Below are 12,215 nucleotides of genomic sequence, written 5' to 3' on the forward strand. Positions count from 1 at the left end.
TTGCCCTGACCTCAGTTATAGCTATTGGCCATTAGCCGCGCAATGTACCTCGTCGCCTTACCGAAGCTGCAAACGCCAGGCGCGATGGATACGGTTATTTCGGGCGAAGTCCGGGTCCAGGGTCTGGGCGCTGATTTCTTCCACCACGTAACGCGCCATCAGGTGCTCGTCCAGCTGGAACTTGCGGAAGTTGTTGGAGAAATACAGCACGCCACCCGGCGCCAGGCGGGCCATGGCCAGGTCCAGCAGCTGCACATGATCACGCTGCACGTCGAATACGCCTTCCATGCGCTTGGAGTTGGAGAAGGTTGGCGGGTCGATGAAGATCAGGTCGTAGCTGTCACGGTTGCCTTCCAGCCAGGCCATTACATCGCTCTGTTCCAGGCGATTGCGCTCGGAATAGCCATTGAGCGCCAGGTTACGCCGGGCCCAGTCCAGGTAGGTCTTCGACAAGTCGACGCTGGTGGTGCTGCGCGCACCGCCCTTGGCCGCGTGCACAGTGGCCGTGGCGGTGTAGCAGAACAGGTTGAGGAAGCGCTTGCCGGCAGCCTCGCGCTGGATGCGCATACGCATCGGGCGGTGGTCAAGGAACAGGCCGGTATCCAGGTAGTCGGTGAGGTTGACCAGCAGCTTGACGCCACCTTCGCTCACCTCCTGGAAGCGGCCCTCAGTGGCCTGACGTTCGTACTGGCGCGTGCCGCTCTGCCGCTCGCGACGCTTGAGCACTACACGCTGCGGCGAAATACCCAGCGCCTGCGGGATGGCCGCCAGTGCATCGAGCAGGCGCGCCTGAGCCTTGTCCGGGTCGACCGAACGTGGCGCGGCGTATTCCTGCACGTGTACCCAGTCCTGGTACAGGTCGACCGCCAGGGCATATTCGGGCATGTCGGCATCGTACAGGCGGTAGCAGTCGATCTGCTCGCGACGGGCCCACTTGCCCAGTTGCTTGAGGTTCTTTTGCAGGCGGTTGGCGAACATCTGCGCGCCTTCCGACAGCCGCGCTGGCTCGCTGGCCTGCGGCGCCTGCTGACGGGTTTCGGTGCCTTCAGGCTGCGCTTCGCGACGTTCACCCGTGACGAACTGGTCAGGCTGCACCTTGAACAGCAACAGCTTGCATGGCAATGCGCCGTTCCAGAACGCGTACTGCTTGTGGCTACGAATGCCCATGCGCTTGCCCAGTTGCGGCGCGCCGGTGAATACCGCTGCTTCCCAGCCCATGCAGGCCTGGCGCAGGCGCTCGCCCAGATTCTGGTAGAGGTACAGCAGGCTGGCTTCGTCACCCAGACGCTCGCCGTAGGGCGGGTTGCTGATGACCAGACCTTTCTGGTTCTGGTCCGGACGTGGCTCGAAGGTGCTGACTTCGCCCTGGTAGATCTTTACCCAGTCGCCCAGGCCGGCACGCTCGACGTTGTTGCGGCCCGGCTGGATCAGCCGCGGGTCAGCCTCGTAGCCACGGATCCACAATGGTGGCTTGGCCAGGCCGGCCTGCGCGCGCGCCTGCGCTTCGTCATGCACCTTGCGCCACAGCGCCGGCACATGGCCGAGCCAGGCACTGAAGCCCCAGCGTTCGCGCTTGAGGTTAGGGGCGATATCGGCGGCGATCATGGCTGCCTCGACCAGGAAGGTACCCACACCGCACATCGGGTCGGCCAGCGCACCACCTTCGGCAGCAATACGCGGCCAGCCAGCACGGATCAACACCGCTGCCGCCAGGTTTTCCTTCAGTGGCGCGGCGCCTTGCTGCAGGCGGTAGCCACGCTGGTGCAGGCTGTGCCCGGACAGGTCGAGGGACAGAATGGCCTCGCCACGGTCCAGGCGCAGGTGCACACGCACGTCAGGGTCGATCTTTTCCACGGACGGGCGCAGGCCTTCGCGGTTACGCAGCTTGTCGACGATCGCATCCTTGACCTTCAGCGCACCGAAATGGGTATTGTCGATGCCTGAGCCATGGCCGCTGAACTCCACAGCCAGGGTGCCGTCGGCTGCCAGGTGGTCGGCCCAGTCGACCGCGTGCACACCGTCGTAAAGGTCGTCGGCGTTCTTCATCGAGAAGCGCTTGAGCACCAGCAATACGCGGTTGGCCAGCCGCGACCAGACACACAGGCGGTAAGCAGTTTCCATGTCGGCGGCGCCGCGAATGGCCGAGGTGTGCTCGCGCACCTCGTCAAGGCCGAGGCCTTTGGCCTCTTCGGCGAGCAGGCTTTCAAGGCCTTTGGGACAGGTGAGGTAAAGTTCGAAACGGTCCGACATGAGTATTCCAGCGCCTTGGGCTATTTGACTGACGGGGCGACGCATCGCCCCGCGATGTTTGCCCGTACACCTTTCCAGCAGGCGTGCGGGTGGCCCTCTGCGCACACAAAGTGCAGCAGAAAAGCCGGGCCGCCTGACCGATCCGTGCCTGGCCCAGTGGCAAAGACAGCTTAGATCATCAGGCAGTACGAGAAATTCTGGCGACCTGCGGGCCGATGTGACCCTTCGTCGCATTTCAAATTATTTCTGTCATCCGCAAACAACGCTGGCGAAATGACGTCAAAGAACGGCAAAACCCGATCATTACGGGGCTGAACACCAAACAAGGTTGAGTCGCATTTATTTACTTATCCCCTGACCCTTGGAAAGGTTACGTGCTTATGACAAAACGGTCATTCACACCGTGACTCGCATTCGATAGAACTGGTCTCAGGCCACTTCGCAACGAGGCGGCACTTTCAGCTCGCCACGCCGGCAGCGAGCGCAAACCGGCAGAACGACTCTGCCCGGCCTCGGAGAGGCCGACGGGACATTACAGTCAACAAGTGAGGGCAACACCCTATGAGAAGACTTAAGCGTGATCCGTTGGAAAGAGCATATTCACGTGGTTACCAATACGGGGTCACCGGCAAATCCCGCGAACTTTGCCCCTTCAATCTTCCTTCTGTTCGCCAAGCCTGGATCAACGGCTGGCGTGAAGGTCGCGGTGATAACTGGGACGGAATGACTGGCACCGCTGGCATCCATAGACTCAACGAAAATCACGCCGTTGGCTGAACGAGGACACTGAATTCGATTTACCATGCACGCCCCATCCGGGCGGCGGGCGAAGGCCCAGGGGCCCCTTGAAGGGGCCCTTTTTTATGCCTTGGCAAACCTCATCAGCCGTACCCACGCCCCTCGAATGGGCCTGTCAGATCAGCGCGGCATTGCCGCGATAGCATCCACCGCTTCGCGAATCAGCGCCGGCCCCTTGTAAATGAAGCCCGAGTAAATCTGCACCAGGCTCGCCCCGGCCGCGATCTTTTCAGCAGCATGGCGGCCTTCGGTAATGCCACCGGCGGCGATGATCGGCAACTTGCCGCCCAGCTCACCTGCCAGCACCTTGACGATATGGGTGCTCTTTTCCAGCACCGGCGCGCCCGACAGGCCGCCCGCCTCGCCACCGTATGGCAATGCTTCGACACCTTCACGGCCCAGCGTGGTGTTGGTGGCGATCACCGCATCCATGCCCGACTCCATCAGCGCGGCGGCCACCAGCGCCGTTTCTTCGTCGCTCATGTCCGGCGCAATCTTGATTGCCAGCGGCACGCGCTTGCCGTGTGTGCCGGCCAGTTGCTCGCGGCGCTCGGCCAGGGCGTCGAGCAACTGCTTGAGCGAGTCCCCAAACTGCAGGCTGCGCAGGCCCGGGGTATTCGGCGAGCTGACATTGACCGTGATGTAGCTGGCGGCAGTGTAGACCTTGTCCAGGCAGATCAGGTAGTCATCGACGGCACGCTCGACCGGTGTGTCGAAGTTCTTGCCGATGTTGATGCCCAGCACCCCCTTGTAGCGCGACGCGCGTACGCGCTCGAGCAGGTGATCAACGCCCAGGTTGTTGAAGCCCATGCGATTGATGATGGCCGTGGCTTCCGGCAGGCGGAACAACCGCGGCTTGGGGTTGCCTGGCTGCGGACGCGGGGTGACAGTGCCGATTTCGACAAACCCGAAGCCCAACTGGGCGAAGCCGTCGATGGCCGCGCCGTTCTTGTCCAGGCCAGCAGCCAGGCCCACCGGGTTGGCGAAGTTCAAGCCCATGACCGAAACCGGCAATGACGCCGGTTGCTTGCACAGCATGCCGTTGAGGCCCATACGGCCACCGGCGCCGATCAGGTCCAGGGACAGGTCGTGGGAAGTTTCCGGGGAAAGCTTGAACAGCAGCTGGCGGGCCAGGGTATACATGGGCGGGCAAGGCTCAGGGTGAGTGAGGGGGCGATTATAGCCAGCGAGGGGCTGACAGGACAGCAAATCGTGGAGCGCTTGGCACATCGGTTGCACCCGTTCAGCCCACAGCCTTATCAGTAAGGGCGAGGACTCTTGTGAACACTGTACCCCGAGCAACGCCCCTGGCCTGGGTCAACGGCAGCGATGCGCCGGAAAAAACCAGCCTGAACATCGGCTACATGGCCCTGACCGACTGCGCTTCGGTGGTGGTCGCCGCCACCCAGGGCTTCGCCCAGCAGCACGGCCTTACCCTCAACCTCAAGCGCCAGGGCTCGTGGGCCGGGCTACGCGACAAGCTGGTCAGCGGCGAGCTGGACGCCGCGCATTGCCTGTATGGCCTGGTCTACGCCGTGCACCTGGGCATTGGCGGCGTACCTGCCAGCGACATGGCCGTGCTCATGGGGCTGAACCAGAACGCCCAGGCTATCAACCTGTCCCCTGCCCTGCAGCGCAAGGGCGTGACCAACCCTGAGGCGCTGGCGCGCCTGGTGCACCAGCATGGCGCACGCCTGACGTTCGCCCAGACATTCCCCACTGGCACCCACGCCATGTGGCTGTATTACTGGCTGGCCAGCCAGGGCATCCACCCGCTGCGCGACGTCGACAGCGTCGTGGTGCCACCGGCGCAAATGGCTGCACACCTCCAGGCCGGGCGCATTGACGGCTTCTGCGTCGGTGAACCCTGGGCCGCCGACGCCGTGGCCAAAGGCCAAGGCTTCACCCTGGCCACCAGCCAGTCGATCTGGCCGGATCACCCGGAAAAGGTCCTGGCCTGCGCGCGCGCCTTTGCCGAGCAATACCCCAACAGCGCCCGCGCGCTGATCAAGGCGATCCTCACCGCCAGCCGGTTCATCGAGCAAAGCCCGGAAAACCGCCGCAGCACCGCGCAACTGCTGAGCGCAAGCACCTACCTGGACACCCCGCTGGACAGCATAGCCCCTCGCCTGCTCGGCCACTATGAGGACGGCCTGGGCAACCAATGGCAAGACCCGCATGCCCTGCGCCTGTTCGACCAAGGGCGGGCCAACTTGCCCTATCTGTCCGACGGTATGTGGTTCATGACCCAGTTCCGCCGTTGGGGCCTGCTGCGCGAAGACCCCGACTACCTCGGCGTGGCCCGGCAGGTCCAGCAACTGCAGCTGTACAGCGAGGCCGCACAGAGCCTGGGCATCGCTTGCCCGGGCCAGCCGATGCGCAGCAGCCTGCTGATCGATGGCTCCCGCTGGGACGGCAGCGACCCCTTCGGCTATGCCCGAAGTTTCAGCTTGCATGCCTTGGGCGACCTGCCCGATGCCCGTGTCGGCGTGTGAGGGGGAGGACGAACATGTTGCGCATCCTGCTGATCGACGACACCCAGAGCAAGCTAGGTCGTCTCCGGGCGGCATTGAGTGAGGCCGGCTTCGAAATCATTGAAGCCCCGGACCTGACCATCGACCTGCCCGCCTGCGTCGAAACGGTGCGCCCGGACGTAGTGCTGATCGATACCGACTCACCAGACCGTGACGTGATGGAACAGGTAGTGCTGGTCAGCCGTGACCAGCCGCGGCCCATCGTGTTGTTCACCGACGAGCACGACCCCGGGATGATGCGCCAGGCCATTCAGGCAGGGGTCAGCGCCTATATTGTCGAGGGCATCCATGCTGCGCGGCTGCAGCCGATCCTGGATGTGGCCATGGCCCGCTTCGAAAGCGACCAGGCACTCAAGGCGCAGTTGCTTGCGCGCGACCAGCAATTGGCCGAACGCAAGCGCATCGAGCAGGCCAAGGGTTTGCTGATGAAGATGAAGGATTGCAACGAAGAGCAGGCCTATACCCTCATGCGTCGCCAGGCCATGAGCCGGCAACAGAAGCTGATCCAGGTGGCCGAACAGATCATTGCCATGCATGAGATGCTCGGCTGATGCGCTGGGCGTGAGATTTTTGGCGCCTGGCAGATCGAGCGCCGCCCGCGCGGCGCATCGCGAGCTGCGCTCGCTCCTACGCTTGTTTCGGGCCAATTATTTCTGTGCCATTTGCGCGCGAACGCTTTGGCGTATGGCGCAAGATCGCACCGTACAAACAAGGCGGTCGCGCGCGCCTGTAACAGGCGTTACTGGCCAAAAACAAACGCAGATCGAGCGCCGCCCGCGCGGCGCATCGCGAGCTGCGCTCGCTCCTACGTTTGTTTCGGGCCAATTATTTCTGTGCCATTTGCGCGCGAACGCTTTGGCGTATGGCGCAAGATCGCACCGTACAAACAAGGCGGTCGCGCGCGCCTGTAACAGGCGTTACTGGCCAAAAACAAACGTAGGAGCGAGCGCAGCTCGCGATGCGCCGCGCGGGCGGCGCTCGATTTAACAGGCGCTGAAGACCTTAAGACAAACCCTACCAACAGTTGGCCCATCTCTTGCTGAACAAATCTCACCGGTAGCCAACGGCGGTTACCCCACTTGAATCCCGACAAAGACGTCGCTCTCCCCTCCACGCCCGTGGAGCGGGTAGCGGCGTCTTTTTCGTTCCGTTGCACTACCGAGTGAGGTGTTCGATGAGTACCAGCTTCTGGAAATCCGGGCATGTGCCCACGCTGTTCGCCGCGTTTCTTTACTTCGACCTCAGCTTCATGGTCTGGTACCTGCTGGGCCCGCTGGCGGTGCAGATTGCTGCCGACCTGCAACTGAGCGCACAACAACGGGGCCTGATGGTCGCCACACCGATCCTGGCCGGGGCGCTCCTGCGTTTTGCCATGGGCGTTCTGGTCGATCGCCTGTCGCCCAAGACTGCCGGCCTGATCGGCCAGGTGGTGGTTATCCTCGCCCTGGCTGCAGCCTGGTACCTTGGCGTGCACAGCTATGAACAGGCACTGCTGCTAGGTGTATTCCTGGGCTTTGCCGGTGCGTCCTTCGCCGTCTCGCTGCCGCTGGCTTCGCAGTGGTACCCGCCACAGCACCAAGGCAAGGCCATGGGCATCGCCGGCGCCGGCAACTCCGGCACGGTGTTCGCAGCCTTGCTGGCACCGGCACTGGCAGCAGGCTTTGGCTGGAACAATGTATTCGGCTTTGCCCTGATCCCGCTGTCACTGGCCCTGGTGGTGTTCGCACTGCTGGCGCGCAATGCTCCGCAACGGCCCAAGCCGAAAGCCATGGCCGACTACCTCAAGGCACTGGGCGACCGTGACAGCTGGTGGTTCATGTTCTTCTACAGCGTTACCTTCGGCGGCTTCATCGGCCTGGCCAGCGCCCTGCCCGGCTACTTCAGCGACCAATACGGCCTGAACCCGGTTACCGCCGGCTACTACACCGCCGCTTGCGTGTTCGCCGGCAGCCTGATGCGCCCGCTCGGAGGCGCCCTGGCTGACCGTTTTGGCGGCATCCGCACCCTCCTGGGCATGTACAGCGTGGCCGCCATCTGCATTGCCGCAGTCGGTTTCAACCTGCCCTCTGCCGCGGCCGCACTGGCGCTGTTCGTCAGCGCCATGCTCGGCCTGGGGGCCGGCAATGGCGCAGTCTTCCAACTGGTGCCACAACGCTTCCGCCAAGAGATCGGGGTAATGACCGGCCTGATCGGGATGGCCGGTGGCATCGGCGGCTTCCTGTTGGCGGCCGGGCTGGGCACCATCAAGCAGCACACGGGCGATTACCAGCTGGGGCTATGGCTGTTCGCCAGCCTGGGCCTGCTGGCCTGGTTCGGCCTGCACGGTGTGAAACAGCGCTGGCGTACCACCTGGGGCTCGACTGCAGTCACTGCAGCGCGGGTCTGAGGCACGCCGATGAGTCTGCAACTGAGCTTCGCCCAGGCCAGCGCCACCGGGCCTCGCGCGGAAAACCAGGACGCCCTGCGCCTGGTCACGCCGGCACCAGAGCTGGCCGCCAGCAAAGGCTACCTGTTCGCCCTGGCCGACGGCGTCAGCCAATGTGCCGACGGCGGCCTGGCGGCGCGCGCCAGCCTGCAGGCCCTGGCCTTGGATTACTACGCCACCCCGGCCACCTGGAGCGTGGCCCAGGCCCTCGACCGCCTGCTGCTGGCGCAAAACCGCTGGTTGCGCGCCCAAGGCAGCGGCCAGCCGTTGCTGACCACACTTAGCGCGCTGGTGTTGCGCGGCAGGCGCTTTACCCTGGCCCATGTCGGCGACTGTCGGGTGTACCGCTGGCACGAGGGGAACCTGCAATGCCTGAGCGAAGACCATGTATGGGACCAACCGGGCATGCAGCATGTACTGAAACGGGCACTGGGCCTGGACCAGCACCTGCTGGTGGATTACCTGGAGGGCGAGCTGCAACCGGGCGAGTGCTTTCTGCTGCTCAGCGACGGGGTCTGGGCCAGCCTGGGCGAACAGCACATCCAGGCTGTGCTGCGCGAGCAAACCGACCTGCAACTGGCCGCCGACACCCTGGTCACCAGTGCCCACCTCAATGGCAGCAAGGACAACGCCAGCGCCTTGCTGGTGCAAGTCGAGCAACTGGGCACGGCCAACCTGGGCGACACCCTGGCGCAACTGCAACAGTGGCCTGTGCCCGGCCTGCTGCGCGAGGGCCAGGTGATCGACGGCTGGCAGGTCGAAACACTGCATGCGCACAGCCGCCAGTCCTTGCTGTACAAAGTACGCGATAGCCAGAACCAGCCTTGGCTGCTCAAGACCCTGCCCATTGCACGCGAACAGGAACCCGGGGCGGCGCAAGGGCTGTTGCTGGAAGAGTGGTTTCTGCGCCGCATCGCCGGCCGGCACTTCCCCGAGCTGCACACCGCCAGTCAGCGCCAGCACCTGTACTACGTGATGCGCGAATATCCCGGCCAGAACCTGGCGGCGTTGCTGGCCGAACAAGGCCCGCTGCCCCTGCCGCAATGGCTGGAGGTCGCCCGGCAACTGCTGCAGGCAGTAGGCGTGCTGCATCGGCGCAACTTGCTGCACCGCGATATCAAGCCAGACAACCTGCACTTGGGCCGCGATGGGCAGCTGCGCCTGCTGGACTTCGGCCTGGCCTATTGCCCGGGCCTGTCCGAAGACCCGCTGCACGAGCTACCCGGCACGCCCTCGTACATCGCCCCGGAAGCATTCGATGGCCACCCGCCCAGCCCGCGTCAGGACTTGTATGCAGTGGGCGTGACCCTGTACCACCTGCTGACCGGACACTACCCGTACGGCGAGGTTGAGGCCTTTCAGCGCCCGCGCTTCGGCCAGCCGGTCAACGCCGCGCGCTACCGACCCGACCTGCCGGAATGGCTGCAGCACAACCTGCTGCAGGCCGTGGCGAGCGACCCGGCGCAGCGCTTCGAAACCGCCGAACACTGGTTGCTGCTGCTCGAGCGCGGCGACCGCCAGGAACTGCCCAGCCGGCCCCGGCCGCTGCTGGAGCGCGAGCCGCTGAAGGTGTGGCGCACCCTGGCCCTGCTGTCGTTGCTGACCAATCTGATACTGCTGTTCACCCTGCTCAAGGGCTGACCGCACCTTGCCGATGAGGAAACCCTGATGAATGCAAAAGTATGGCTGGTGGGTGCCGGCCCTGGCGACCCTGAACTGCTCACCCTCAAGGCAGTGCGTGCGTTGCAGCAAGCCGCCGTGGTCATGGTCGACGACCTCGTCAACCCGGCAGTCCTCGAGCATTGCCCACAGGCCCGGGTAATGACCGTGGGCAAGCGCGGCGGCTGCCGCTCTACACCGCAAGCGTTCATTCAGCGCCTGATGCTGCGCCACGCGCGACAGGGCCGTTGCGTGGTGCGGCTCAAGGGCGGCGACCCTTGCATCTTTGGCCGTGGCGGTGAGGAGGCACTGTGGCTGCAGGGCCATGGCATCGAAGTGGAGGTGATCAATGGCATCACCGCCGGCCTGGCCGGGGCCACGCAGTGCGGGATCCCCCTGACTTCACGGGGCGTGAGCCGAGGGGTGACGCTGGTGACGGCGCACACCCAGGACGATAGCGAGCTGAACTGGGCAGCCTTGGCTCAGGGCGGGACAACACTGGTGGTCTACATGGGGGTGGCGCGGCTGGAACAGGTGCGCCAGGGATTGCTGGCGGGGGGTATGGCGCCGGAAATGCCGGTGGCGATGATCGAAAATGCCTCGCTGCCGCAACAGCGGGAGTGCAGAAGCGATGTGCAGGGAATGGTGGAAGCTGCACGGGGGTTTGGCTTGCGTAGCCCGGCAATTTTGGTGATTGGGGAGGTGGTTGGGGAGCAGCAGGCTGTGGGGCGGATCGCAATCGCAGGCTGACTGCAGGAGCAGCCTTCGAGGCCGGTTAAACCCCAGGCAAAGAAAAACCCGGCCGAGGCCGGGTTTTTCATGAAGCTTCAAACCAATTACTTGGCCTGGGCTTCTACCTGAGCTTCAACGCGACGGTTGATAGCACGGCCTTCTTCGGTGGCGTTGTCAGCAACCGGACGGGTTTCGCCGTAGCCAACCGAGTCAACACGGCTGGATTCTACGCCGTACTGCTGGGTCAGGACTTGCTTGACGGCGTTGGCACGACGCTCGGACAGCTTCTGGTTGTAAGCGTCTGGACCCACGGAGTCAGTGTGACCTTCAACCACGGTGGTGGTTTGTGGGTACTGCTTCATGAAGTCAGCCAGGTTTTTGATGTCGCCGTAGCTGTTAGGCTTGACGACCGACTTGTCGAAGTCGAACTTGACGTCCAGCTCAACGCGAACGACTTCGGCAACAGCCGGGCAGCCGTCGGCGTCAACAGTAACGTTGGCCGGGGTGTCTGGGCACTTGTCGACGTTGTCGCACACGCCGTCGTTGTCGGAGTCGGAGCAGACTTCAGCAACTGGAGCAGGAGCAGCTTCAGCTTGCTTCGGGCTACCGCCGAAGTTCAGGCCAACACCAACGCTCGGGGCCCACTCGGTGTCGCCCTGGTCGATGTTGTACTGAGCTTCTACGCCGGCACGGGCATAGAACATGTCGGTGATGTACCACTTGGCGCCAGCGCCAACGTTGGCGAAGGTGGAGTGGTCACGACCGCCACGGCCGGTCTGGCCCAGCGACTGGTGCGAGAAACCAGCGGAAACGTACGGACGGATGGCGTCGTACGGGTTGTTGAAGTGGTAAACGGCGTCCAGGGCAGTGTTCGAGCCCTTGATGTTCTTGCCGTCTTCGCCACGAGCGTTGTGTACTTCGTCGTAGCCCAGACGCAGCTCAACGTCGTCGGTCAGGAAGTAACCGATCGAGCCGCCGAACAGGTTGCCGTCGTTCTTGAAGTCGCGCTGGCTGTCGAAGAATTCTTTCTTGTAGAAGATTTCAGTCTCGACGGCGCCTTGACCTTGTGCCATAGCGCCAATCGAAGTGGCGGCTACAAGCGAACCAATGGCCAAGCCCAAGGTGTTTTTCAATTTCATCCGTTAAATCCCCATCTGGTGATAGTTAAGCAGTCCCACCACAAACAAGAGGGACAACTCGACGGCGAGTCTAGCAGAACTCACCGGTTCGTTAGAGATATTTGCACGCCACTAAGTTTCATCAAGGCCGGCAAATTTCTCCCGAAGCTTGTCTAGCGCACGCTTGTATCGCATTTTCGTGGCGCTCAGGCCCATGTGCATGATGTCGGCAATTTCCTGAAACTCCAGCTCTGCGACAAAACGAAGCACCAGAATTTCACGGTCAATCGGGTTCACATGCACAAGCCACTTATCCAGCCCGCCTTTTTCTTCCGGTTTCGGAGCCTTGTCTTCGGACGCCTCTTCAACAGGGTCCAGACTCAAGGCATCCATCAACCGACGTTTGCGGCGCTCCTTGCGGTACTGGGTAATGCACTCGTTGTAGGTGATGCTGTAGAGCCAGGTCTTGAACTTCGACTTACCCTCGAAGTTTTTCAGCCCGTACAGCACTTTCAGCATCACTTCCTGACAGACATCGTCCGCGTCACGGTCGTTCCCCAGATAACGCGCACAGACGTTGAACAGGGTCCGCTGGTAGCGCCGCATGAGCTCCTCATAGGCGCGGGTAACGTGGTACAGCTCCTCATGCGAACGCGCCACCAACTCTTCGTCTGTGAGCTCGCGGGGGTCATAGCGCAT

At 63.1% G+C, this 12,215-nt stretch carries 10 protein-coding genes; 6 read left to right on the forward strand and 4 right to left on the reverse strand.

Annotated elements, in window-relative coordinates; translation table 11 throughout:
- Positions 1-57: 57 nt before the first annotated feature.
- A complete protein-coding gene (gene rlmKL, locus GST84_18295) occupies positions 58-2,250 on the reverse strand; it encodes a bifunctional 23S rRNA (guanine(2069)-N(7))-methyltransferase RlmK/23S rRNA (guanine(2445)-N(2))-methyltransferase RlmL (GenBank protein ID XGB14176.1) in 2,193 nt (730 codons plus the stop codon).
- Between the two features lie 561 nt (positions 2,251-2,811).
- Here rlmKL and GST84_18300 point away from each other — a divergent pair.
- Positions 2,812-3,027, forward strand: coding sequence for a ribosome modulation factor (locus GST84_18300; GenBank protein ID XGB14177.1), 216 nt, complete (start codon positions 2,812-2,814; stop codon positions 3,025-3,027).
- Between the two features lie 141 nt (positions 3,028-3,168).
- Here GST84_18300 and GST84_18305 read toward each other — a convergent pair whose 3' ends face one another.
- Positions 3,169-4,191, reverse strand: coding sequence for a quinone-dependent dihydroorotate dehydrogenase (locus GST84_18305; GenBank protein XGB14178.1), 1,023 nt, complete (start codon positions 4,189-4,191; stop codon positions 3,169-3,171).
- Positions 4,192-4,328: 137 nt separating this feature from the next.
- Here GST84_18305 and GST84_18310 point away from each other — a divergent pair, with 137 nt between their 5' ends.
- From GST84_18310 to cobA, 5 genes are all read left to right on the forward strand, one after another.
- Positions 4,329-5,543 (forward strand): ABC transporter substrate-binding protein, encoded by a 1,215-nt coding sequence (locus GST84_18310; protein XGB14179.1) that lies wholly within the window; start codon positions 4,329-4,331, stop codon positions 5,541-5,543.
- A gap of 14 nt (positions 5,544-5,557) precedes the next feature.
- Positions 5,558-6,133, forward strand: coding sequence for an ANTAR domain-containing protein (locus GST84_18315; GenBank protein ID XGB14180.1), 576 nt, complete (start codon positions 5,558-5,560; stop codon positions 6,131-6,133).
- Between the two features lie 623 nt (positions 6,134-6,756).
- Positions 6,757-7,968 (forward strand): NarK family nitrate/nitrite MFS transporter, encoded by a 1,212-nt coding sequence (locus GST84_18320; protein ID XGB14181.1) that lies wholly within the window; start codon positions 6,757-6,759, stop codon positions 7,966-7,968.
- Between the two features lie 9 nt (positions 7,969-7,977).
- Positions 7,978-9,648, forward strand: a complete 1,671-nt coding sequence (locus GST84_18325; protein XGB14182.1) for a protein kinase — start codon at positions 7,978-7,980, stop codon at positions 9,646-9,648.
- Between the two features lie 27 nt (positions 9,649-9,675).
- Positions 9,676-10,416 carry a uroporphyrinogen-III C-methyltransferase gene (gene cobA / locus GST84_18330; protein ID XGB14183.1) on the forward strand — a complete coding sequence of 247 codons (741 nt, stop codon included), beginning with the start codon at positions 9,676-9,678 and terminating at the stop codon, positions 10,414-10,416.
- An 86-nt stretch (positions 10,417-10,502) separates the two neighbouring features.
- On the opposite strand, the gene GST84_18335 is transcribed toward cobA, so the two are convergent.
- Together GST84_18335 and sigX are read right to left on the reverse strand one after the other, a co-directional pair.
- Positions 10,503-11,537: an OmpA family protein gene (locus tag GST84_18335; protein XGB14184.1), complete on the reverse strand. Its 1,035-nt coding sequence runs from the start codon at positions 11,535-11,537 to the stop codon at positions 10,503-10,505.
- Positions 11,538-11,648: 111 nt separating this feature from the next.
- Positions 11,649-12,215 (reverse strand): RNA polymerase sigma factor SigX, encoded by a 567-nt coding sequence (gene sigX / locus GST84_18340; protein ID XGB14185.1) that lies wholly within the window; start codon positions 12,213-12,215, stop codon positions 11,649-11,651.

Source organism: Pseudomonas putida (genome assembly GCA_041879295.1).
GTDB lineage: Bacteria > Pseudomonadota > Gammaproteobacteria > Pseudomonadales > Pseudomonadaceae > Aquipseudomonas > Aquipseudomonas putida_Y.